Below are 22,987 nucleotides of genomic sequence, written 5' to 3'. Positions count from 1 at the left end.
AGGGATCACAGGCCGCTGTCGATGCCGGTCACGGCCGGCGGGCCGAGCGGGGCGTCAGACTCTGAAAGGCCCGCCTCCTTCAGTACTGCGGTGACGATCCGCATGGCGTCGAGCTCCGCCTCGTACTTGTCCGGGGCTTCAACCTCAAGTCGGATGGAGAAAGTGCCGTCGTCATTCAGGGTGAGGAGGCGCAGCCCCTCGTTCTCGCTGACCTCCGTATGCCGCGATGCCAACTTCCTTTCGACGACAGAGGGCACGGAATCAGCAACGTCCGACACGAACGTACCGGGGACCGTAATGACAAAGCTGGTCACGGCAACTCCTCACATATGACGAAACTCCAGTGCCATCCGACTGCCCCCAATTATTGATAGTGAACACGTATCAGGCCATCCCGGACGCGCGGGCCTGCCACTCCACTCCCTCGGCCGACCGTGCCCTGCCAACAGCCAGGCGCACGCCTCATGAGGTACGTGGTTCGAAGTGAGGGACGAACGTCTTCTGCCGGCCACTCCATGCTGTTCTGATGGTGTCGGGGATACCAGTCACACGGGGGCACTCATGTCGGCGCAGACCATCATCGGTCTGATGGGAATCATCATCCTGGCGGGCGGGGTCGTGGCCGTGGTCGCCATCTGGCGGACCGGCTCACCCTTCCCGGAGCTGACGGACACCAGAGACACCCCACCGCGAGGACCGAGCTGTGCGACCTGCGGCCACAGTGAGCACCGGGGTCGCTGCTCCGAGCGGGTTTCGGCCTCGGGGGACATCTACGACGGCGGCGGTGACTGGGTCGGCTACAGGAACGAGACGTACTGCAACTGCGGTCAGTACCGCACCAAGCCCTGGCCGCCCTGCACCATCTGCGGCCACAGTCGCGGTGAGCACTACATGCTTCTCAAGTGCAGGCACGTCAAGGGCTCCTCCAACGAAAGCGCCTGCGCCTGCCGCAGCTACCGCGCCGAGCCCGGGCCGAAACCGTCGTACTACCTGGACGAGCTGAGGACGGCGGACCGTCGTTGTCCCTTTCCCGCCGACGAGCATGGTGTCCGCACGCACCGGTGCCTCACGTGCGTACTGCTGGACGGCCGGTGCCGATACGACCGGCCGTGACGTCTCCGCCCTGTCGTACTTGCCTCACGGAGGTCCCTGCCAGCCGCCCCGTGCCCGGCGCCGGCGCCGGGCAGAGCTAGCCTGCGGAGATCAACCTCTTAGGGCATCCGCTCCGCTCACGCGGGCAGCCGGAAGGGGTCAGAGGGCTCGTACCTTGTCGGCCTGTAGTCCACGCTGCCCTTGCGTGACCTCGAACTCGACCCGCTGATTCTCTTCCAGGTTCCGGAAACCCGACCCCTGGATCGCGCTGAAGTGTACGAAGACGTCCTCGCCCCCCTCGTCCGGAGAAATGAACCCGAACCCCTTCTCCCCGTTGAACCACTTCACGATCCCCTGAGCCATGCCCACCCCTTTTCCAGCGCCCCGGGAACTCCGACCGAGCCCAGCAGCAGGCACATCCTCCCCAAGGGACCCCATGCGAAACTCCGAGGCGGGGTTCGCTCCGCTCCCCCACCCAGCCTGGCCCGGAGACCGGCGGAGAAGGGGAGGGCTCGTGGAATTGCGCGGGCTCGACGGATCGGTGCGGCGATGATGTGGCTGTGTTCTACGAGGATCTCAGCGAGTACGACTACCGGGCCGAGGATGCGTTCACGGACAGGGAGTCGGGCTTCTACGCACTCTGGTACCGCCCGGCCTACACCCGCCTGAACGTCGGGTGGCTGGACGCCGGCAAGCCGTACTCGAAAGGGGCGGTCCCCACGGCGTTCGTGGAGAAGCTGAAGGCTGTGCAGGAGGTCCAGTGGGTGAACGTCCGCCCCCGCGTGCTGATGCGATGAGCACGGCAGGAGGTGGAGACCACGCTCACCATGGTCCGGTCGATCCGATCCTCGGCGTCGGCGTCGGCGTCGGCCTGGACAGCCCTCGCCTCACGGTCCGCAGAGGAACAGGCGCGCGACCCGTCGGACGGTTCGGGTTGCGCTTCCGCTCCACCTGAACGGCCTGCTCCGCAGGGCAGGGTCGCAGTGGTGGCTAGCCGCGTCTGGGCGGTCTGGCTACCCTGCCGTCCTTCACGAAGAGCCTCACCCGGCGCTCGTTGAAGTCCATCGTCACCATGCTGCCCTCTGGCACCACATGGACCGCGATCTCCGGGAACTCCGCCCGGATGTGCTCTCGGGCCTCCTCCGCCGACGTGCCCGTCAGCTCGGGCCACTCGCTCTTCTCGTCCATCGTCTCCTCCAGGGTGGTCATCGCCTCGGGCCCCACTCGACGCTACCGGTCGCCCGCTGGTTCCGCCGCACTCCATCGGAGCGGGCCTGCGGAGCAGGTTCCGGGGGCCCGCGCGGAGCATGGGAGGTGACCCCGTTTCACGGGGGGGGGTATCGGGGGCCGGCTCGTTGGGCGGGTCTGGTCGCTCCCCTGCAGTTTTGCGGCCCGGATGGCTCCTATGGGGATCTTCAGGCCGCCAGCAAGGAGCACCCCTGAGGGACAGCCCGCTCAGGGGGTGCACGGCGTGTCCCGTGACAGCGATCGAGTCTTACCACCGAAGCTGCTTCATCCTGGAGGCCTGGACGAGCGAGACGGAGGCAGCGGTGATCGCGAGGGTGGCCGTGTGGGAACCGATGCCGACTGACGACCGGGACTGGGTGCTGGATGCTGCCGCCGCGGTGCCCGGTGTCCATGGCGGGTATCACCTCGTCGATCCTGCTACTGGCAACGGGCTGTCTGTCGCGTTCTTCGAGGACGAAGCCGCAGCTCACGCTGCATACAAGGCGATCGAGAAGCGCGCCGAGGAGATCGGATGGAACAAGGACCCGCACCCGGCGCCCGTTTCCCAGACGGTCTATGAGGTGGTCCGGCACACGTAGCGCGGGCCCAGGAGGCGCAGCCGTGGTCTCATGGCGAGCGCTCCTGTGTTCTCGCCGCTGAGCGGCCGGCCAACGGAGGACCGGCTTCTGTTCGCAACGTGCGAGCCCGCTCGGCCGGATCGTAGTCGGGTCCTACGCCCTGGATGAGCAGCACGTCGCCCTCTATGTGGTCGGTGCGCAGACTCAGGATGGCCTGGTAGGCGGGAGAGTCGTACCAGGCACGGGCTTCGGCCAGGCTGGGGAACTCGATCAGCACCATGCTGCCGGGCCACGTACCCTCCACGACTTCGGCCGGCGGACCGTGGATGACGAAGCGTCCCGTGAAGGGGTCGAGGGTTGCCTGGATGCGCTCCAGGTACTCGATGATGTCGGAGTGATTCCGGCGGCTGCGGAGATGTGCGAAGCCGTATGCGGACACCACGGGGCTCCTTCGTTCCGGGGGTGTGAGCGATGACCGGAACGTAGCCGAGTGGGGTGGGGCGGTGCGATTACCCCTGGGGTCATCGCACCGCCCCGTCGAGTACGCGCGTCATGGCCTCCGCCGGCCCATGGTTCTGCCTCGCGTGTTTGGACGGGCGGCCTAGATCGCCCAGCAGTACAGAGGCTGACGCGAGGCTTCGGCGGTGCGGGCGAGGTCGGCTACCTCGGTGAGGATCTCGATCGCTTCCTCGGCCGAAATCCCCTCGTCCTTCATCGTCGCGAGCCCGACCCACGCCCTGGCGACCTCAACCAGCCGCTCCGCGCTTGCCCTTGCCAGGGCCAAGCGCAGGCGCTCCGGGAACGCGAACGCTTCAAAACCGTCGTTCGCCATCGCTACGACGACCCGCGGCTTCGTGGCCACGCCCCCGCCCAGGAGGACCTCCCAGTCCCCCATCGCATCATCGGGGTAGAGGCCCGCACACATGAACGCCGGGAAACCGTGGTCCCGATGCTGAGGCCCCATCTCGGAAGCCACTCCGTCATCCGGAGCGACGAAGAACTCGACGGCAGAAGGCATCGCACGATCATGCCAGCACACCGCTCTCGAGGTCTCCTTCAATGCGACGCCCCGCTCAGGCGGCCTCGGGCCGGGTCTGGGCGGCTCGGCGGTAGCGGCCGGGGGCGATGCCCAGTTCCCGGGAGAAGGCGCGGGAGAAGGTGAACTCGGAGGTGTAGCCGACGGCTGCCCCGATGTCGCCGACCAGGTCGTCCGTCTCGCGCAGCAGTCGGGCAGCCAGGCCGATGCGCAGCCGGGACACGTACGCCAGCGGAGTGTCGCCGACCAGTTCCTTGAACTGCCGTGCGAACGCGGGGCGGGACATGGCGACGTCGCGGGCCAGGCCCTCCACCGTCCACGGGTGCTGCGGAGCGTCGTGGACCAGCGAGAGCGCGGCGCCGATCCGCGGGTCGCGCAACGCGGTGAGCCAGGACCGCTGTCCCGCCCCGGCGTCGGTGAGGTCGAGCCAGGCGCGGATCACCTGGACGAAGAGGACGTCGGTCAGCCGGGCTGCCACGACCCGCGCTCCGGGCCGGGTGCGGGTGGTCTCGGCGACCAGCAGCCGGATGATGCCCTGCAGTTCCGGGTCGGCGCTCATGCCGGGAACGTGGATCACGGCCGGCAAGGCGGACAGGACCGGGTGCTGCGCGGCGTCGCCGTCGTAGGTGAACTTGCCGCAGACGATGCGCAGGGCGGGCCCGAGACCTCCGAGGTCGACGACGCCCTCGCGGCCCGGGGGGTGGGCGGCTTCGAGTTCGGCGTACGGCACCGCGTCCGTTTCGGGGGTGCCGGCCAGGGTGTGCGGTTCGCCGCGGGGCAGCAGGACGACATCGCCGGACACGAGCTGCAGCGGCGGCCGGCCCTCGACGCGCAGCCAGCAGGTGCCCTCGGCCACCAGGTGGAAGCCGGCGGTGTTCTGCTGCTCCAGCGCACAGCCCCAGCCGGAGCCGCGGGAGCGGAGCTGGGCGAGCAGGACCCCGTTGAATCCGGTGGTGGCCAGTACGTCAGCGAGTACATCCATACCGGGCAGCGTATCTGCGGCAGCACGTTCTTGACGCTGAGTCGAGACGATTCGGCAAGTTTTTGATCGTTTACGCCATGGATCCTCTGCGATTGGGTTCCTAGAGTCAAAAGCGAAGAGGCGCCCCGAGGCGCCTTCGACCACCCCGCTGTCGGCCGGCCCGGCCGACACGTCACTTGCGAGTCCTTCGCGTACGGAGCACACATCATGAGCAAGATCTGGTTCGTCACCGGTTCCTCCCGCGGCTTCGGCCGGCGGTACGTCGAGGCGGCTCTGTCGCGCGGTGACAAGGTCGCCGCGACGGCCCGCGACACCGAGACGCTCAAGGACCTGGTGGCCGCCTACGGCGACTCCGTCCTCGCGCTCAAGCTGGACGTGACGGACAAGGGCGCGGTGTTCGCCGCCGTCAAGCAGGCACAGGAGCACTTCGGCCGCCTCGACGTCATCGTGAACAACGCCGGCTTCGGCCTGTTCGGCGCCGTCGAGGAGTTGACCGAGTCGGCCCTGCGCGACCAGATGGAGACCAACCTGTTCGGCGCCCTGTGGGTGACCCAGGCCGCCCTGCCGTACCTGCGCGCGCAGGGCAGCGGCCACATCGTGCAGATCTCCTCCACCGGCGGCGTCGTCGCCTGGCCGCTCGTCGGCGGCTACCACGCTTCGAAGTGGGCGCTCGAAGGCCTGAGCGAAGCCCTGGCCCAGGAGGTCGCCGGGCTCGGCATCAAGGTCACCCTCGTCGAGCCCGGCGCGTACGCCACCGACTGGGGCGGCGCCTCGGCCGTCTCCGCGGACCCCATCGCCGTGTACGACGGGGTACGGGACGCGCTGGGCGCGTTCATGCAGACCCTCGACTTCGGTGACCCCACCGCCGCCGCTGCCGCGCTGCTGAAGGTCGTCGACTCCGACAACCCGCCGCTGCGCGTCTTCTTCGGCACCCAGGGCAACGAGATGATCCCGCAGGCCTACGCCGACCGGCTCAAGGTCTGGGCCGACTGGCAGGACGTGGCCGTCGAGGCCCAGGGCACCAAGCCCGCCTGATCGGTGCCGCGGTGACCAGGGCAACCGTGTCGTCCAAGAGCAGACGGTTGTCGACGGGGATTCTCAGCCGTGCGGACTCCTCGTGGGGACCGGGCTGTCCTGCTGAGTTCCGTCACCGTCGCGGGCCTTGCTCGCCATCGCCCGCCTGGCGTCGTGGATGACTTCGACCGCGGAACCGCACCCTTGCGGGAGCCCTTCCACCACCAGCCTCACTGCCTCGTCGGCGGTGTCGGCCGTACGTACGGGAATGTCCCGGTCCCACAGGGAGATGACCTGCCAGCGGCCTTCTCCCAGAGGAAAGATGCTCGGGACGTCGCTTCCGGGGTCGGAGACCGTGAGCCGGCGGAACTGCAGGGATCCGTGACCGACCATGGGAAACAAGGCGCTCAGTTCCGGAGAACGGAACGCCGCCTCCACCAGGTCGTGGTCGACAAGCCGATCGGGCAGGCCGCGGAGGTACCCCCACTCATGGGCGACGCCCTTTCCCTGGTCATGTGCCAGGGCCTCCGGACTCACCCTCAGGAGTTCCCACCGGGCGGCCATGTCCGCCAGAGGCGTCCCCGCCTGCCAGTCCTGGACCACCTCGATGGCGGCCTCCAGGGATCGCACCGCACACACACCGGCGACACCCGCGAGCGGCAACCTCAGCAGCACCTCGATCCCGCGGCGTTCGGGGCGGAGTTCCACCTGGACAGCCCCGCACTCCGCCGCAAAGTCGGCCGCGAAGTGGCGTGACAGTCCCGTGGGGGAGTACGGGTCGCGCAGCCCGACCAACCGCGTGCCCGTCTTCACGGCGGCAGCTTGCAGCGCCGCCGTCAGGTCTCCTCCCGCGGCCGCCACCTCCGGGTACTGCTCAGCGTCAGGCCTCATCGTCGAGCCACCCATGCCAACCCCCGCAATCAGAAAGATCAAGAGTATGCGGCCGCCTTGATCACCGCATACCGATTCGTGCAGGTCAGGGGCCATTGCAGAGGAATCTGAGGTGGCCCCTGGCTCGTTCCCGGGGAATTCATGCGCGCAGCAAGCTGTGTTGCGCCACCCGCCACGTGTCGCTCCTGCACTGGACGGACGCACCACCTCACCTTCAGGGAGAGCCGCATGCGTCAGCCACCGCACCTCGCCGTGTCGTCCGTTGCCGTCCTCGCCGTCTGCGCGCTCGCCGCCCTCGGTGCGGCGCCGGCCACCGGAGCAGCGGGGCGGCCGACCGCGGCCCCGAGTCCGGTGGAGGCCGCTGCTCCCGAACCCAGTACGCTCCCGTTCCCCGAGTCGGCGCAGTCCACCGTGATCGCACCCGGGGTCACCCAGACCTCGATCGTCCGCGGTCTGACGGACGCCGACGACGTCTGGACCGTCCACGTGAACCAGCCCTTGACCGCCGACGGCTCCTACGGTCAGGCCACCGCGGCCCTCGGCCCCAAGGAGCGTGCCGACCAGGTGGCCGCGGCCCTGCGGGCCAAGGGCTTCGAACCCCGGGTGGAACGGGTCCTCATCCCCGCCTTCGCCGACCGCCCGGGCGGCACCCTGGGGTGGACCGTGCGGATCGGCCGGTACGCCGACCAGCGCGCGGCGACGGCCGCGCTCGCCCAGGTCCGGGCGGCCGGATTCGCCGGGGACACCCGGTACACGGCGCAGGACGGCACGGACGCCGACGCCCTGCAGCGGGTGTTCGTCCTGCGGGTGGACTTCAAGCGGTTCACCGGCCGTCTGGCCAGTGACTTCGGGCCGAGCATCGACGTCCACGAGAAGCTGCCCGACCTGGCGGCCGCCACCGGGGCGCTCGCGGGCGTCAACGCCCAGTGGTTCGCGGCGGGCGGCGCGTCGCTCGGCCTGTACGTCAAGGACGGCCGGCTGCTGGGTGCGGCGACCCAGGGCCGCGGGGGATTCAGGATCACGGACGGCGGGCGGCAGTTGGACGTCGACACGTACTCCACCCGGATCACGGTCAGGGCGGGCGGCTCCACGAGGGAGATCGACGGTGTCAACCGGATCCCCGGCGAGATCTGGAACTGCGGGGGCGTCGGCGGAGACCAGCCCACCCAGCACCCGAAGCACGATTTCAAGTGCACCGACGCGAGCGAGCTCGTCCGCTTCACCCCCGAGTGGAGCACCCCGCCGACCGGAGCGGGCGCCGAGGTGGTCCTGGACCGCGACGACCGGGTGACGGCGGTGCACCGCACGCGCGGGGCCAAGGCGCCCGCGGGCGGCTCCACGCTCCAGGCGATCGGGGAGAGCGCCGAGTGGCTGGTGGCGCACGCGCGCCCCGGAGCCCGGCTGGGCATCACCCAGCGCGTCCTGGACGGCGCCGGATACGACGTCCCGCTCACCCCGGACACCACGATCCTCCAGGTCGGCCCGACGCTGGTCCGGGACGGGCGGATCGCGGTGAACGCCCTCGCCGACGGCATCATCCGTGAGGAGGGCGACCAGACCTTCACCTACAACTGGGTGGTCCGCGGCAACCCGCGCTCCATGATCGGCGTCGACGGCCAGGGGCGACTGCTGCTGGTCGTCGTGGACGGGCGCCGGGCCGGGTGGAGCGAGGGCTTGAGCGTGGCCGCTTCCGCAAAGCTGATGAAGTCCTTGGGCGCCCGGGAGGCGCTGAACCTCGACGGCGGCGGATCGAGCGCGATGGTCACCGCGGGGTCGGGCGTCGTCAACCGCCCCTCGGACGCCACGGGTCCGCGGTTGCTCGGCAACGTCCTGCTGCTGCACGGCGCGGCGCCCGGCCGCTGAGACAGCGGCCGGCTCCGGTGCACGCGGAGCTAGGCAGAATGGTCCAGACCTTCTAGGGTGGGCATTCGTCAAGTCCTTCTGAACGCAGTCGCCTTGGGGTGGTTGATGGTCTCGCGCCGGTCCCTCCTGGTTCTCGCCGGAGTGAGCGCGGGGGCCGTCGCCCTGCCCTCCGTGCCCGCGCGGGCCGCCGGGCAGGTCATCGAGTTGCCCGCTCCCACGTCCCGGCGGCCGGTGGGCACCATCGACCTGCACCTGGTCGACCACGACCGTGACGACCCCCTCGCGCCGGACCGCAGGCCGCGCGAGCTGATGGTGCAGCTCTGGTACCCCGCGCTGACCACTGCCGGCTGCCGCAGGGCCCCGTACACCACGAGCCGGGTCGCCGCCGCCCTGGAGGCGGGTCTGCCGCTCAAGGCGGGCACCCTGGGGGCCGTACGGCCGCACGCCCGGACCGGCGCGCCGGCCGTGCCGGGAGCGCTGCCGCTGGTGCTGCTCGGGCACGGGCGCAAGGGCGGCCGCAGCAACTGCACCGCCCTGGCCGAGGAGCTCGCCTCGTACGGGTACCTGGTCGCGGGCATCGACCACACCTACGACGCCGCGGTGGTGGAATTCCCCGACGGCCGGGCCGTCCACAGCGTGCTGCCCGAGGAGTCGGACGACTGGGACCGCCAGGAGCGCCTGGAAATAGAAGCGCGCGTCGGTGACCTCCGGTTCGTCGCCACGACCCTGACCCGTCGGCGGCGGACGCCCTGCGCGGATCCGCGCGGGATCGGCGTCGTCGGCCATTCCATGGGCGGCGCCGCGGCGGCCGAACTCCTCCGGGTGGACGAGCGCTTCACCGTCGGGGTCAACCTCGACGGCGCCCTGTTCGGCTCGCCGGTGGCCGACCTCGGGCTGGATCGCCCGTACCTGCTGCTCACCGCGCTGGAGGACCACGACACCTGGCGGCGCTGGCGCGAGCACCAGCGCGGCTGGGGCCGCCAGCTGCGGGTGCGCGACACCGGGCACCTCACCTACACCGATCTGCCGCACTTCGCCGTTCCCGGCGGCCTGGCGGAGTCCTGGCCGGCCGACCTGTACGCCGAACTGCTCGGGACCCTGGACCCGGCCCGCTCGACCGAGCTGATCCGGACCTATACCCGGCTGTGCCTGGACCGGTTCCTGAAGGGCCGGCCGTCCCCCCTGCTGAACAGCCCCTCCCCGCGCTACCCGGAAGTCGACTTCCGCTGGACCCGCGGCTGAGGACGACCCCCACGGGGTGCAGGCGCCGGTGCCACCACGGCCCCGGAGTGCTGGACGGCCGGTCCGGCCGGTCCGGCCGGTCTCCACCGGGACGCACGCAGTGCGCCCGGCCGTCAGCGCGGCCCGGGCCACGACTTCGGCGCGATGTCCTGCGGCGTTCCCCGGCAGCGGGACGGGGCGCTACGGAGTTCCTCCTGCGGAGCGGGACGGCACGGTGGAGGATCTTCGGAGGGCGGCCGGAGGCCCTCGTGCGTCCGCCGGCGAAATCGAATCGAAAGCGGGGGGACAGAGGTGGTGGGCAGAGTGGGGGGCACACCACACGACTTCCAACGGGGGAACCATGGAATTCTGCTTGCTCGGCCCCGTTGAAGCCAGACGCGACGGCCGGCCCGTGGGCCTCTCGGGGGCCAAGATGCGTACGCTGCTGGCGGCGCTGCTGCTCGCCCGGGGGAGGGTGGTGCCCGACTCCCGGCTGAGCTGGCTGTTGTGGGGCATGTGCCCGCCGGTGACGATGAGCGCGCAGATCTACACGTACGTCTCGCGGCTGCGCAAGCTGCTGGAGCCCGAGGTCACGATCGTCCGGCGGGCCCCCGGGTACGCCATCGACGCCGAGGGCAGCCGGATCGACATCGTCGACTTCGAGCGGCTGGAGCGCCAGGGGCGCACGGCGCTCCAGCAGGGCCGGTACGACGAGGCGGGGACGCTGCTGGGCCAGGCGCTGGACCTGTGGCACGGGCCCGCGCTGGGGCACACCACGGAGTTCCTCGTCGAGAACGACGGACCCCAGTGGGAAGAGGGACGGGCCGCGGCCCTGGAGAACCGGATGGAGGCCGACCTCGCGCTCGGGCGCCACCAGCAGGTCACGGCGGAACTCACCCGGCTGGTCGGGGAGTTCCCGCTGCGCGAGCGGATGCGGGCGCAGCTGATGACCGCCCTGTACCGGTCCGGACGCCAGGCGGACGCGCTGCGCTCCTTCCACGAGGGCCGCGGGGCGCTGGCCGAGGAGCTCGGGGTGGAGCCGGGCGCCGAACTCACCGACGCCTACCAGTCGGTGCTGGACGGTTCGCTCGCCGTCACCCCGGTTCCCTCCGGCGCCGGAGTGCTCGTCTTCGCGTCGCGGCCCGCCCCCGCGATGCTGCCGGCGGAGCCGGGCCCCTTCGTCGGCCGCGAGCGGGAGCTCGCCGCGGCCCGGCGGCTGCTGGCGCCCGCCGGACGGCCCCGCCGGGGGCTGATCACCGGGATGGCCGGGGTCGGCAAGACGGCGCTGGCGCTGCGCGCGGCGCACGGCTGCGCGGACGACTTCCCCGACGGACAGCTGTACGCGGACCTCGCGGACGGTGAGGGCGGCTCCAAGGACACCCGGGCCGTCCTGGTGCAGCTGCTGCGCGCCCTCGGGCACGAGGCGGCGGCCGCCGCGAGTCACGATCTCGACGAACTGGTGCGCCTGTACCGCGCCCGCACCGACGGGCTGCGGCTGCTCGTCGTGCTGGACAACGTGACGGACGGCGGCCAGCTCGCCGCCCTGCTGCCCGCGGGGACGGCCGCGGCGGCGCTGGTGACCGGGCACACCCATCTGGCCCTGGCGACCGGTCCGCACACCGTCGTCGTGGAGCCGATGGGTGAGGACGACAGCCTCGCCGTACTCGCGGCGGCGGCCGGTACGGAGCGCGTGGCGGCCGACCTGGCCGCCGCCCGGCGGATCGTGGAGCACTGCGACGGCCTGCCGCTGGCCCTGCGGATCGCCGGAGCCCGGCTGGCCTCGCGGCCCCGCTGGTCGGTGGGGCTGCTGGCCGGCCGGCTGGAGGACCCGGGCAACCGGCTGCGCGAACTGCGCTTCGGCGACCTGGACATGGGCCGCTCGCTGCGGCAGTGGGCCCGCCGGACCTCGGTCCCCCTGGACATGCTGCGCCGTCTGGCTCCGCTGGGCGAGAGGTCGTTCACGGTGTCGGCCGCCACCACCCTGCTCGGGCTTTCCCACGCGACCGCCGAGGATCTGCTGGAACAACTGGCGGACGCCTCCCTGATCGAACCGGCCGACCCGGCCGGCGGCGTGCTCCAGTACCGCTTTCACCGGCTCGTACTGCTCTACGCCCGATCCCTGCCCGTACGGATGGCCGATGCGGCACTGCCCGCAGCGAGCTGATCCGTAACCCCTCACCATCCACGAGAGACAGAGGAATATGAGCAACGACGCAGTCGTGCTGACGTCGGTGACGAAGACCTACGGCGGCGGCGACCACGCGGTCACAGCGCTCGGCGGGGTCAGTCTGACCCTGCCCGCCGGTTCGTTCACCGCGATCATGGGCCCTTCGGGATCGGGGAAGTCGACGCTCCTGCAGTGCGCGGCGGGGCTCGACCGGCCCGACTCCGGTTCCGTCGTGGTGGGCGGCACGGAGCTGACCGGGCTGTCGGAGAGGGCGCTGACCCTGCTCCGCCGCGACCGGATCGGTTTCGTCTTCCAGCAGTTCAACCTGCTGCCGATGCTGACGGCGGAGCAGAACGTGGTGCTGCCGCTGCGGCTGGCCGGCCGCAAGCCGGGCAAGGAGGCGGTGCGCGAGGCACTGGGCCGGGTGGGTCTCGCCGACCGTGCGGGCCACCGCCCCTCCGAGATGTCGGGCGGCCAGCAGCAGCGGGTGGCCCTCGCCCGCGCGCTGATCACCCGGCCGGACGTGCTGTTCGGCGACGAGCCGACGGGCGCCCTGGACTCCACGACGGGCCGTGAGGTGCTGCGGCTGCTGCGCTCGCTGGTGGACCAGGGCGGCCAGACGGTCGTGATGGTGACGCACGACCCGGTGGCCGCCTCCTACGCGGACCGGGTGGTCTTCCTCGCGGACGGTCAGCTGAGCGGGGAACTGCTGCGGCCGACCGCCCACGAGGTGGCCGAGCGGATGACCACGCTGGAGGAGGTTCCGTGCTGAGCGTGGTGCTGGCGACGGTCCGGTCCCGGTGGACGCACTTCGCCGGCGTCTTCCTCGCGGTCGCGCTGGGTGTGGGCCTGACGGCGTCGATGGGGCTCGCCCTCGCGGCGACCCTGGACGCGCCGCAGGAGCTGAAGGACCGTGACGCGGAGGCGGTGTTCACGGTCAACGCGATGCTCGGCACCGCGGCGGCGGTGACCACCTTCACCTCGGTGTTCGTGGTGTCGTCCGCGTTCGCCTTCGCGGTGGCGCAGCGGCAGCGCGAGTTCGGTCTGCTGCGCTCCGCCGGCGCCACCGGGCGCCAGCTGCGGGTCGCGGTGGTCGCCGAGGCGGCGCTGGTGGCCGTGCCGGCCGCGGTGCTGGGCTGCCTGATCGGCAGCGCCGGTGGGCCGGCCCTGGTGGAGTGGATGGCCCGCGAGGGGCTGGCGCCGGACTGGCTGACCGTGGAGGCGCGGGTCTGGCCGTACGCGGTGGCCTTCGGTACGGGTCTGGTGGTCGCGCTGACCGGGGCCTTCGTCGCGTCCGGGCGGGCAGCGAAGACCAGTGCGGTCGAGGTGCTGCGGGAGGCCGCGGTCGACAAGCGGGTGATGACCGTGGGGCGCTGGCTGTTCGGCGGTCTGCTGCTGGCGCTCGGCGTGGGGCTGCTGGTGTCGAAACTGGTGTCGGATCCGGCGGACCTGCTCAAGCGCAAGACGTACACGACGCAGCCGATGGTGCTCATCGGCGCGTTCGCGCTGCTGACCCCGCTGGCGGCGGGGCCGCTGGTGCGGCTGGTGGCATGGCCGGCGGCGCGGATGCGGGGGGCGGTGGGCATGCTGGTGCGCGAGAGCGCGGCGGCGGGTGTCCGGCGGACCTCGGCGCTCGCGGCTCCGGTGCTGGTGAGCGTGGCGCTCGCCGGGTCGCTGCTGGGGTCGACGGACACGGTCGGTGCGGGCCGGGCGGACGAGGTCCGCAGCCGGACGGCGGCCGACTTCGTGGTGACCTCGGACGCGGGGCTGTCGGACGCGGCCGTGGCCGCGGCGGCCGTGCCGGGCACGCGGTCGGCGGTCTCGGCGGCCACCACCGTCGAGTTCCTGTACGAGGGCCTGGTGCGGACGCCGGAGCCGGCGCGGGTGGTCGACCCCGCGGCCTTCGCGGAGCTGTCCCGGCTGCCGCTGGTCGAGGGCTCGGTGAAGGACCTGGACGACACGTCGATCGTCGTGAACGACGAGTGGCCGGTGACGGCCGTGGGCCAGCCGGTCGAGGTGTGGCGGGCGGACGGTACGAAGGTCTCGCTCACGGTAGCCGCGGTGATGCGCCGGGGCACCGGCGGCAACGGGGCCTACGTCACGGCCGCCAACGGGGCGGGGGCCAGGCCCGACCGGGTCGAGGTCCGGCTGGAGCCGGGCGCGGACCGGGCCGCGGTGGCGGCGTCGCTGGCCGCGGCCGTGGGCGCGCAGGGCGCGCGGGTGGTCACCGCGGAGGAGTGGATCGCGGCTTCGCAGCCGGAGACCAAGCGGGAGAGCCGGCTGGCGATCTTCGTGGTGCTGGGGCTGGCGCTGCTGTACTCGCTGATCGCGCTGGCGGGGACGATGGTCTCGGCGACCTCTGACCGGAGCCGCGATCTGGCGGTGCTGCGGCTGAGCGGTGCCACCGGCGGCCAGGTCCTGCGCCTGGTGGCCGTCGAGGCGGCGGTGGTCGTGGTGGCGGGGGCGCTGCTGGGCGTCCTGGTGACGGCGCTGAACGTGCTGGGCACGTGGTCGGCGCTGTCGGTGCTGGTCGGATCGGCGGCGCCGTTGTCGCTGCCGTGGGGTGCGATGGCGGCGGTGGCGGCGTCCTGCGCCGCGGTCGCGGTGCCGGCGGCGGTGCTGTCGGCGGCCGTGCTGCTGCGCGGGCGGGTGGCGCCCGGCGCGGCGTGAGAGCCGCGGGCCGATCGAGCAGGCCGTGCGGCCCGGGTGATCCGGGCCGCACGGCCTGTCGCGTTACGCGGCCATGATCACGGGCAGGGACGGTGCGGCCGGCCGGTTGACGGTGGGGACCGCTTCTCCGGCGAGGACGCGGCGGACGGAGTCGGCGGCGTCGGATCCGGCCCGGTCCTGGGCCTCGCCGGTGGAGGCTCCCAGGTGGGGGGTGACCACGACGTTGTCCAGGGTGAACAGCTCGTGGTCGGTGCAGGGTTCGACGGTGAAGACGTCGAGGCCGGCGCCGGCGACGCGGCCTTCCTTGAGGGCGGCGTACAGCTCGTTCTCGTCGATGATGCCGCCGCGGGCGGCGTTGACGATCCGCACGCCCGGCTTCATCCGGCGGAACGCTTCGAAGCCGAGCAGGCCGGTGGTCTGGGGGGTGCGCGGCAGGTGGACGGTGATGAAGTCCGCGCTGTCGAGGAGTTCCTCCAGGGGGACGAGGCGGATGCCCTCCGCGGCGGCCACCTGCGGGTCGGCGTAGGGGTCGTGGGCCAGTACCCGCATGTCGAAGGCGGCGAGCCGGCGGGCGACGAGGGTGCCGATGCGGCCGAGGCCGATGACGCCGAGGACCTTGCCGGACAGTTCGACGCCGCCGAAGGCGGAGCGCTGCCAGGAGCCGGCGCGCAGCGAGGCGTCGGCGCGCGGCACGTGGCGGGCCACGGCGAGCAGGAGGGCGACGGTGAGCTCGGCCGCGCTGACGCTGTTGGCGTCGGGGGCGTTGACGACGCTCACCCCGGCGGCGGTGGCGGCGGGGAGGTCGACGTTGTCGACGCCGACGCCGGCCCGGCCGATGGCTTTGAGGCGCGGGGCGGCGGCGATGGCTTCGGCGTCCATCCGGGTGGCGCTGCGGATGAGTACGGCGTCGGCGTCGGCGAGGGCGGCCAGCAGGGCCGTGCGGTCGGTGCCGTCGACGTGGCGGATCTCGGTGCCGGGGCCCAGGGCCCGGGTGGCGGAGGCGGCGAGGGGTTCGGTGATGAGGACTACGGGTGCGCGCATGGGGTGTCGGTGTCCTTCCGGAAGGGCGGGGGTCAGGCGGAGCAGGCGCGGTCGAGGCGGTCCCCGGCGGCTTCGAGCTTGGTGAAGGTCTTCTCCAGTTCGCCGACCTTGCCCTTGCTGGGGTCGGAGGTGCGGATGCGGTCCGCGAACTCCTCGTAGACGCCCGCGAACTCGCCGAGTGCGGTGCGCACCTCGGCGTCGGTGGTCTTCTCTCCGGCGGCGCGCAGTTCGCCGGCGAGGGCGCCCGCGCTGCGGGCGACGCTTTCGGGGTCCTTCTCGATGTCGTCCGCGGAGCTCGCGAAGGTGTCGGCGGAGGCGATGGTGCGCCCGCACGGGTAGGGCGCGGAGGAACTCGCGCCGGTGGTCTCCTGGCAGCCGGTGGCCGCGGCGGCCAGCAGGGCGAGGGAGACGAGAGCGGTGAGCCGGTCGGTGCGCATTTTAGTAGCCACCCCACTGGATGAGGACTTGGTCCCGCTCGGCCTGCGAGAGCAGTTCGATGGAGCCCACGGACTGTTCCGGGGCGTCTGCCATGGCTTCCAGGGCGCGTGTCATGCGCTCCAGGAACACCCGCGCCTCGTCGGCGCCGTACACGTCGGGGCGGTGGCCCAGGCGCAGTTCGAGTCCGCCGTCGACGGGGACGGCGATGAGCCGCAGGGGGTAGTGCGTGGCGTCCTGGACCGCGAGTGCGGCCAGCCGGGGGCCGGTGACGGCGGAGGCCAGGGCCTCGGTGTCGAGGGGGTAGTTGACGAGCATGGTGGTGGTGTCGAAGAGCTCCCGGCCGGTGGTGAGGCGCTGGACGCGGGAGAGTCCGAGGTGGTGGTGGGCCATCAGGCGGACCTGTTCGGCCTGGAGCCGGGTCAGGAGCGCGTGGAGGGGTTCGCGGCCGTCGGTGCGCACGCGTACGGGGAGGGTGTTGCAGAGCATGCCGATCATGCGTTCGATGCCGGGCACCTCGGGCGGGCGGCCCGAGACGGTGGCGCCGAAGACGACGTCCTGGGATCCGGTGGCCTGGGCGAGGACCAGGCCCCAGGCCGTCTGGTACTGGGTGTTGAGGGTGATGCCGTGGGCGCGGGCGCGCTCGGCGAGCCGGGCCAGGAGCGCGTCGGGGACCAGGTGGGTGACCTGCTGCTGGGCCACGGCGGGCCGGTCGGCGGCTTCGGGTGCGATGAGGGTGGGTTCCTCGATCCCGTCGAGGTAGGCGCTCCAGGCCTCTTCGGCTGCGGCCTGGTCCTGGGTGACGAGCCAGCCGAGGTAGTCGCGGTAGGGGGCGACCGGGGGCAGGGTGTCGCCGCGGCCGGCCCACAGGGTGAACAGTTCCCGGGCGGCGACGGGCAGGGACCAGCCGTCCCAGACGATGTGGTGGGTGCTCAGGAGCAGCCGGTGGTGGTCGGGGGCCAGCCGGACCAGGGTGAGGCGCAGCAGGGGCGGGCGGGTCAGGTCGAATCCGCGGAGGCGTTCTTGTGCGGCGAGCCGGGCGGCGGCCTCCTCGCGTGCGGGGGCGGGCACATCGCTCAGGTCGTGTTCGGCCCACGGCAAGGCGGCCGTGGCGCTGACGGCCTGGACGGGTTCGCCGACGCCTTCGTGGTGGAAGCCGGCCCGCAGGTTGGGGTGGCGGTCCAGGAGGGCTTGGCCGGCGGTGCGCAGTGCGGCGGCGTCGAGGGGTCCCTCGAAGTCGAAGGCGACCTGGGTGTTGTAGGTGTCGTCGGCGCCGTCGGCTTCGAGGGCGTGGAAGAGGAAGCCTTCCTGGAGCGGGGTGAGGGGCAGGACGTCGGTCAGGTCGGGGACGGCCTGTTCGAGCGTTTCCACGTCCTGCTGGGTGAGGGCCGCGAGCGGGAAGTCGCCGGGGGTGCGGCCGCCGGCGCCGGGGCGGGAGGCGTGCAGGGCGATGCCGCACAGGGCCTCGCTCCACAGGGCGGCGAGTTCGGTCAGGGCCTCCTCGGTGAGGACTCCGGCGGGGGCGCCCCAGTCGGCGTACAGCTCGGGGCCCGAGGCGCCCTCGCGGGCCAGGACGTTGACCTCCAGGGCGTGGGCGGCGGGCAGGCCGGGGTCGGCTCCGTCGGGCAGGGCGTCGCCGGGCAGCGGCTGCCAGGGCGCGGCGTCGTCGGTGGCGCTGCCGAGGCGTCCCAGGTAGTTGAACAGGACGCGGGGTGCGGGCAGGGCCGCCAGCCGGTCGCGGGTCTGTGGATCGAGGTGGCGCAGCGGCCCGTGGCCCAGGCCGTCGCCGGGGACGGCGCGCAGCTGTTCCTTGACGGCCTTGACGGCTCGGCCCGCGGCGGGGCCGCCGGAGGTGATCTCGGCCCAGTGGGGGCTGCCGGTCTCCAGGCGGACGGGGTGGACGGCGGTGAACCAGCCGACGGTGCGGGAGAGGTCGAGGGCGCCCTCCTCGGCGCGGCCGTGGCGTTCGAGGTCGACGAGGAGCGGGGTGCCGGGGGCGGCGGTGGCTCGGCGTCCGCGCCATTCGGCGACGGCCAGGGCGAGGCCGGTGAGCAGGATGTCGTCCATCCGGCCGTGGAAGGCGGCGGTGACGGGGCCCAGCAGGGCGGTGGTCACCTCGGTGGGGAGCGCGGTCCTGATGTGGCGGGCGGTGGCGGCGGTGTCGGTGGCCGGGTCGACGGGGCGGGCGCCGATGCCCGGCTGGGGGATGTCGGTCATGGCCTCCCAGAGGGGGAGTTCGGCGCGCCGGGCGCCGGCTTCGGCGGTGCGCAGCTGGTGGTTGGCCCAGGTGCGGTAGGAGGTGGGCACGGGCGGCAGGGTCGGGGTGCGGCCGTCGGCGAGGGCCTCGTAGGCGGCTTTGAGGTCGGGCGGCAGGATCCGCCAGGAGACGCCGTCGACGACGAGGTGGTGGATGGCGAGCAGCAGCCGGCCGGGCCGGCCGGGCCGGCCGGGGCCGGCGTCGAAGCGTACGGCGGCGACCATCCGTCCGGCCGCCGGGTCCAGGGTGGCGCGGGCGGTCTCGGCGGCGCTGTGTACGGCGGCGTCGAGGGCGGCGCCGGTGAGGCCGGCGGTGTCGGTGCGGGTGAGCAGGCCGGGGTAGCGCAGGCCCTTGCGCGGGACGATCAGGCGCTGGTGCTCGCGCTCCAGCCGGGCGCGCAGGGCGTCGTGGTGGTCGAGGAGGATGTGCAGGGCCTCGGCGAGCAGTTCGTCGTCGGTGTCGGCGGGCAGGGCGAGGAGCATCGCCTGGTGGAATCCGTCGACGGAGCCGCCGCGGCCCAGTACGTCGCGGGCGACGGGCGGGAGCGGTACGGGGCCCAGTGCGGCGGTCGCCGGTTCGGACGGGGTGGCCAGGGCGTCGTCGGTGCGGGCGGCGACGGCCAGGGCTTCGACGGTGCGCAGTTTGAAGATGTCGGAGGGGGTCAGGCGCAGTCCGTGTTCGCGGGCTCGGGCGACGAGCTGGATGGCCATGATGCTGTCGCCGCCGAGCTCGAAGAAGGAGGCGTCGGCGCCGGCCCGTTCCACGCCGAGGACCTCCTGGAAGAGGCGGGCGAGGATCTCCTCCCGTTCGGTGACGGGGGTGCGGCCGTGTCCGGTGTCGGTCAGGTCGGGTACGGGCAGGGCGTCGCGGTCGACCTTGCCGTTGGGGGTCAGGGGCAGGGCGTCGAGGACGACGACGGCGGCGGGGACCATGAAGGACGGCAGGACGTCGGCGACGTGGGCGCGCAGTGCGGCGGGGTCGAGGGGGCCGGCGCCGGGTGCGGGGGCGGCGTAGGCGACGAGGCGGCGGCTGCCGGGGCGGTCCTCGCGGGCGACGACGACGGCCTGGGCCACGGCCGGGTGGCGGGCGAGGACGCTCTCGATCTCGCCGGGTTCGATCCGGTAGCCGCGGATCTTGACCTGGTGGTCGCTGCGGCCGATGTAGTCGAGGTGGCCGTCGGGGTGCCAGCGCACGAGGTCGCCGGTGCGGTACATGCGGTCGCCGGGCGGTCCGAAGGGGCACGGCTGGAAGCGGTCGGCCGTGAGGCCGGGGCGGCCGGCGTAGCCGCGGGCGAGTCCGGGGCCGGCGGCGTACAGCTCGCCGGGGACGCCGGGCGGTACGGGGCGCAGTCCCTCGTCCAGGACGTAGACGCGCATGTTGGTGATGGGGCGGCCGATGGGCGGGACGACGGCGCCGGACAGCGGCGCGCTCATGGTGGTGCAGACGGTGGTCTCGGTGGGCCCGTAGCCGTTGACCATGCGCAGGCGGGGGGCCCAGCGGGCGACGAGCGAGGGTGGGCAGGCTTCGCCGGCGACGAGCAGGGTGCGCACGGTGGGCAGGGAGTCGGTGGGCAGTACGGACAGGGCGGCCGGCGGCAGGGTGAGGTGGGTGATGCCGTGCCGGGCGACGAGTTCCACGAGTCCTTCGCCGGGGAGCAGCTGGTCGGCGGGGGCCAGGACGAGGCGGCCGCCGGCGAGGACCGCGGAGACGACTTCGAAGGTGGCGGCGTCGAAGCTGGGCGAGGAGAACTGCAGGACGCGGCTGTCGGTGTCGAGGCGCATGCCCTCGCGCTGGGCGGTGAGCAGGGAGGCGATGCCGGTGTGGGGGACGGCGACGCCCTTGGGGCGGCCGGTGGAGCCCGAGGTGTAGATGACGTAGGCGGTGTTCTGCGGGGAGAGCGGGGCGCGGCGGTCGGTGTCGGCCGGGTCGGCGGCGGAGCGGGCGGCTACGGCGGCCGCGGTGGCGGGGTCGTCGAGGACCAGGCGGGGGCAGCCGCCGGCGATGACGTCGGCGGTTTCCGTGGTGGTCACGGCGCAGACGGGGCGGGCGTCCTCGAGCATGTACGCGATGCGCTCGGCGGGGTAGTTCGCGTCGATGGAGAGGTAGGCGCCGCCGGCCTTGGAGACGGCGAGCAGGGCGGTCAGCCAGACGGCCGAGCGGGGCAGGGCCAGGGCGACGGTGGTCTCGGGGCCGGCGCCGGCGGCGATGAGGTGGTGGGCGAGCCGGTTGGCCCGCGCGCCCAGCTCGGCGTAGGTCAGCTCGCCGGTGTCGTCCGCGACGGCGATCAGGTCGGGCGTGCGGTGGACGCGGGCCTCGAAGAGGGCGGCGATGGTGGCCGGTTCGACGGGGGAGGCGGTGTCGTTCCAGGTCTCGGTGATCGTGAGGAGTTCGGCGCTGCCGAGGAGGGGGACGGTGTCGAGGGGGCGCTCGGGTGCGGCGACCACGGCGTCGAGGAAGGCGACGAACCGGTCCTGGTAGGAGGCGACCTCGGAGCGGGAGTACTGGGCGGGGTCGGCGTCGAAGTCGAAGCGCAGGCCGTTGCCGTCGGCGCGGTCGTACACGGCGAGGGCGAGGCCTTCGACGGGGCCGAGGGAGAGGTTGTGGGCGGTGGCCGCATGGCCGCCGAAGGAGATCTGGTAGTCGAAGGCCATGATGTTGACGACGGGGCCGATGAGGCCCATGTCGGTTCCGGTCAGGCCGAGTTCGCGGCGCAGGTCCTCGTAGCGGCAGCCCTGGTGGCGGACCAGGGTGCGGACCTGTTCGGAGACGCGGGGGGTGAGCTCGGCGAGGCTCTCGCCGGGCCGGACGTCGATGTGCAGGGGCATGACGGTGGAGGCGAAGCAGGGGGTGCGGCGTACGGCCTTCCCGACGCGGCCGGTGACGGGCAGGCCGATGACCACGTCGCTCCGGCCGGTCATCCGGGACAGGTAGGCGGCCATGGCGGCGATCAGGAGGATCGGCCGGCGGGTGCGGGCGGCGCGCGCGGCGTCGGAGAGCTGGTCGGCGCGGTCCTGCCCGACGATGCGGGTGCGGCGGATGAAGGAGGGCGCTCCGGCGGCGAGTTCCTGTGCGGTGGGTGCGCCCTGGGGGGTGCCGGGCAGGGTGACGGGGGCGGGCAGCGAGGCGAGGCGTTCGGCCCAGTGGGTGCGGTCGGCGGCGGCCTGGTCGGAGGCCCGGTAGGCGGCGTCCTCGGCGAGGACGTCGGTCAGCGGGAGGAAGTCGCAGGGTTCGGCGGCGCGGCCCTCGGTGAGGGCGGTGTACAGCTCGGCGATGCGGCGTCCGACCATGGCGCCGGCGACGCCGTCGATGACGAGGTGGTGGAAGCGGTGGAAGTAGAGGAACCGCCGGTCGGCGACCTTGACGAGGGCGAAGGTGCTGAGGCCTCCGGCGGCGAGGTCGACGGGCCGGTTGAGGTCGGCCCGCATCCAGGCCTCGGCGGCGGCCATCGGGTCGGGCTCGGCGCTGAAGTCGGGGGCGGGCAGCGGCGGCAGGGTGTCGTCGAGGTACTGCCACAGGCCGTCGTCGTCCTCGGAGATGGTGCGCACCCGCAGGACGTCGGCCTCCAGCAGCAGGGTGTGCCAGGCCTGCTCCATCAGGGCGTGGTCCACGGGGCCGTCGATGGCGAAGTACTCGCCCACGTTGTAGCCGCGGCCGGTGCTGTCGAGCTGGTGGGCGAACCACAGTCCGGTCTGGGCGGCCGACAGGGGCAGCCGCGAGGGCGGGAACATCTCAGGCATGACGGTCTCCAGCGGGGTCGAGGCCGAGCCGGCCGGTGAGGAAGTCCATGAGTTCGCCGGCCCGCCCTTCGAGGTAGAAGTGGCCGCCGGGGAAGGTGTGGACCTCGTGTCCGGCGACGGTGTGGCGGGCCCAGGCGGCGGCGTCCTGCGGGGTGCAGGAGGCGTCGTCGGTCCCGGTGACGACGGTGAGCGGGCAGGTGAGGGGGGCTCCGGGGGCGTAGCGGTGGCCGGTGAGGAGCCGGAAGTCCCCGCGCAGGGTGGGCAGGGTCAGTTCGCGCAGTTCGGGGATCTCCAGCAGTCCGGCGCCCGTGCCGCCCAGGCGGCGTACGTAGGCCAGTACGGCCTCGTCGTCGGGGAGCGGGAGCCGGTCCCGGGTGTCGATGTGGGGGGCCTTGCGGGCGGAGGCGAACAGCCGGACCACGGCGGACGGGTGGCGGGGGCGCAGCAGCCGGGCGGTCTCGAAGGCGAGGGTGGCGCCCATGCTGTGGCCGAAGAAGGCGGCCGGCAGGTCGAGCCAGGGTTCGATGGCGCGGGCGAGTTCGCGGAGCATGACGGCCATGTCGGTGACCGGTGGTTCGTCGAACCGGTCCTGGCGCCCCGGGTACTGCACGGCGACGACCTCCAGCTCCGGCGGCGCGGCCTCGGCCAGCTCGCGGAAGGCGCTGGCTCCGCCGCCCGCGTGCGGGAAGCAGAACAGCCGCGTGCGGGCCGCGGGCCGGGGGGCGAAGACGCGCAGCCAGGCGGAAGCGGTCGGGGTCTTGAGGACCGGCATCGCG

At 72.8% G+C, this 22,987-nt stretch carries 19 protein-coding genes and 1 pseudogene; 9 read left to right on the top strand and 11 right to left on the bottom strand.

The genetic code is table 11. The features are described 5' to 3' along the window. Positions 1-5: 5 nt before the first annotated feature. A complete protein-coding gene (locus tag OG276_RS39875) occupies positions 6-314 on the bottom strand; it encodes a hypothetical protein (RefSeq protein ID WP_266914585.1) in 309 nt (102 codons plus the stop codon). A 274-nt stretch (positions 315-588) separates the two neighbouring features. On the opposite strand from OG276_RS39875, the gene OG276_RS39870 reads away from it, so the two are divergent. Next, complete coding sequence (locus tag OG276_RS39870; protein WP_266914583.1) at positions 589-1,113, top strand: hypothetical protein; 525 nt, start codon at positions 589-591, stop codon at positions 1,111-1,113. Between the two features lie 138 nt (positions 1,114-1,251). On the opposite strand, the gene OG276_RS39865 is transcribed toward OG276_RS39870, so the two are convergent. Then, positions 1,252-1,455, bottom strand: a complete 204-nt coding sequence (locus tag OG276_RS39865) for a cold-shock protein (protein WP_266914581.1) — start codon at positions 1,453-1,455, stop codon at positions 1,252-1,254. A 197-nt stretch (positions 1,456-1,652) separates the two neighbouring features. Between OG276_RS39865 and OG276_RS39860 the strand changes: the two genes are divergently transcribed. Continuing rightward, entirely contained in the window at positions 1,653-1,889 is a 237-nt protein-coding gene (locus OG276_RS39860; protein WP_266914579.1) for a hypothetical protein, read from the top strand. Between the two features lie 193 nt (positions 1,890-2,082). Here the strand turns inward: OG276_RS39860 and OG276_RS39855 are convergent, their stop codons facing one another. Continuing rightward, entirely contained in the window at positions 2,083-2,301 is a 219-nt protein-coding gene (locus tag OG276_RS39855; protein WP_266914577.1) for a serine protease inhibitor, read from the bottom strand. Positions 2,302-2,570: 269 nt separating this feature from the next. On the opposite strand from OG276_RS39855, the gene OG276_RS39850 reads away from it, so the two are divergent. Further along, positions 2,571-2,918, top strand: a complete 348-nt coding sequence (locus OG276_RS39850) for a hypothetical protein (protein WP_266914575.1) — start codon at positions 2,571-2,573, stop codon at positions 2,916-2,918. A 28-nt stretch (positions 2,919-2,946) separates the two neighbouring features. Here OG276_RS39850 and OG276_RS39845 read toward each other — a convergent pair whose 3' ends face one another. The 3 genes from OG276_RS39845 to OG276_RS39835 all read right to left on the bottom strand — a co-directional run bounded on the left by OG276_RS39845 (position 2,947) and on the right by OG276_RS39835 (position 4,915). Beyond that, entirely contained in the window at positions 2,947-3,336 is a 390-nt protein-coding gene (locus OG276_RS39845) for a DUF1330 domain-containing protein (RefSeq protein WP_266914573.1), read from the bottom strand. 162 nt (positions 3,337-3,498) lie between these two features. Beyond that, positions 3,499-3,915 (bottom strand): hypothetical protein, encoded by a 417-nt coding sequence (locus OG276_RS39840; RefSeq protein ID WP_266914571.1) that lies wholly within the window; start codon positions 3,913-3,915, stop codon positions 3,499-3,501. 55 nt (positions 3,916-3,970) lie between these two features. Further along, entirely contained in the window at positions 3,971-4,915 is a 945-nt protein-coding gene (locus OG276_RS39835; RefSeq protein WP_266914569.1) for an AraC family transcriptional regulator, read from the bottom strand. Positions 4,916-5,122: 207 nt separating this feature from the next. Between OG276_RS39835 and OG276_RS39830 the strand changes: the two genes are divergently transcribed. Continuing rightward, entirely contained in the window at positions 5,123-5,950 is an 828-nt protein-coding gene (locus OG276_RS39830) for an SDR family NAD(P)-dependent oxidoreductase (RefSeq protein ID WP_266914567.1), read from the top strand. 63 nt (positions 5,951-6,013) lie between these two features. Here the strand turns inward: OG276_RS39830 and OG276_RS39825 are convergent, their stop codons facing one another. Then, positions 6,014-6,916, bottom strand: a complete 903-nt coding sequence (locus OG276_RS39825) for a DUF6193 family natural product biosynthesis protein (protein WP_266914565.1) — start codon at positions 6,914-6,916, stop codon at positions 6,014-6,016. 132 nt (positions 6,917-7,048) lie between these two features. Between OG276_RS39825 and OG276_RS39820 the strand changes: the two genes are divergently transcribed. From OG276_RS39820 to OG276_RS39800, 5 genes are all read left to right on the top strand, one after another. Beyond that, a complete protein-coding gene (locus tag OG276_RS39820; RefSeq protein WP_266914563.1) occupies positions 7,049-8,683 on the top strand; it encodes a phosphodiester glycosidase family protein in 1,635 nt (544 codons plus the stop codon). Positions 8,684-8,788: 105 nt separating this feature from the next. Then, entirely contained in the window at positions 8,789-9,925 is a 1,137-nt protein-coding gene (locus tag OG276_RS39815) for an alpha/beta hydrolase (protein ID WP_266914561.1), read from the top strand. Positions 9,926-10,337: 412 nt separating this feature from the next. Next, a complete protein-coding gene (locus OG276_RS39810; RefSeq protein ID WP_266914559.1) occupies positions 10,338-12,068 on the top strand; it encodes a BTAD domain-containing putative transcriptional regulator in 1,731 nt (576 codons plus the stop codon). A 37-nt stretch (positions 12,069-12,105) separates the two neighbouring features. Further along, positions 12,106-12,843, top strand: coding sequence for an ABC transporter ATP-binding protein (locus OG276_RS39805; protein ID WP_266914557.1), 738 nt, complete (start codon positions 12,106-12,108; stop codon positions 12,841-12,843). Further along, on the top strand, positions 12,837-14,741 hold the full coding sequence (locus OG276_RS39800) for an ABC transporter permease (RefSeq protein ID WP_266914555.1): 1,905 nt from the start codon (positions 12,837-12,839) through the stop codon (positions 14,739-14,741). Before OG276_RS39805 ends, OG276_RS39800 begins: the two co-directional genes overlap by 7 nt. Positions 14,742-14,855: 114 nt before the next feature. On the opposite strand, the pseudogene OG276_RS39795 reads toward OG276_RS39800, so the two are convergent. The 4 genes and pseudogenes from OG276_RS39795 to OG276_RS39780 all read right to left on the bottom strand — a co-directional run. Then, a pseudogene (locus OG276_RS39795) lies at positions 14,856-15,782 on the bottom strand (hydroxyacid dehydrogenase); the annotation flags it as partial. Between the two features lie 32 nt (positions 15,783-15,814). After that, positions 15,815-16,219 carry a hypothetical protein gene (locus OG276_RS39790; protein WP_266914553.1) on the bottom strand — a complete coding sequence of 135 codons (405 nt, stop codon included), beginning with the start codon at positions 16,217-16,219 and terminating at the stop codon, positions 15,815-15,817. A 1-nt stretch (position 16,220) separates the two neighbouring features. Next, a complete protein-coding gene (locus OG276_RS39785) occupies positions 16,221-22,211 on the bottom strand; it encodes a non-ribosomal peptide synthetase (RefSeq protein ID WP_266914551.1) in 5,991 nt (1,996 codons plus the stop codon). Then, positions 22,204-22,983 (bottom strand): thioesterase II family protein, encoded by a 780-nt coding sequence (locus OG276_RS39780; protein ID WP_266914549.1) that lies wholly within the window; start codon positions 22,981-22,983, stop codon positions 22,204-22,206. Before OG276_RS39780 ends, OG276_RS39785 begins: the two co-directional genes overlap by 8 nt. Positions 22,984-22,987 lie beyond the last annotated feature (4 nt).

The sequence above is a fragment of the Streptomyces sp. NBC_00086 genome, from assembly GCF_026343255.1.
Classification (GTDB): Bacteria; Actinomycetota; Actinomycetes; order Streptomycetales; family Streptomycetaceae; genus Streptomyces.
Note: the sequence above shows the minus strand (reverse complement) of the source record. Positions and strands in the feature narration are given on the sequence as shown.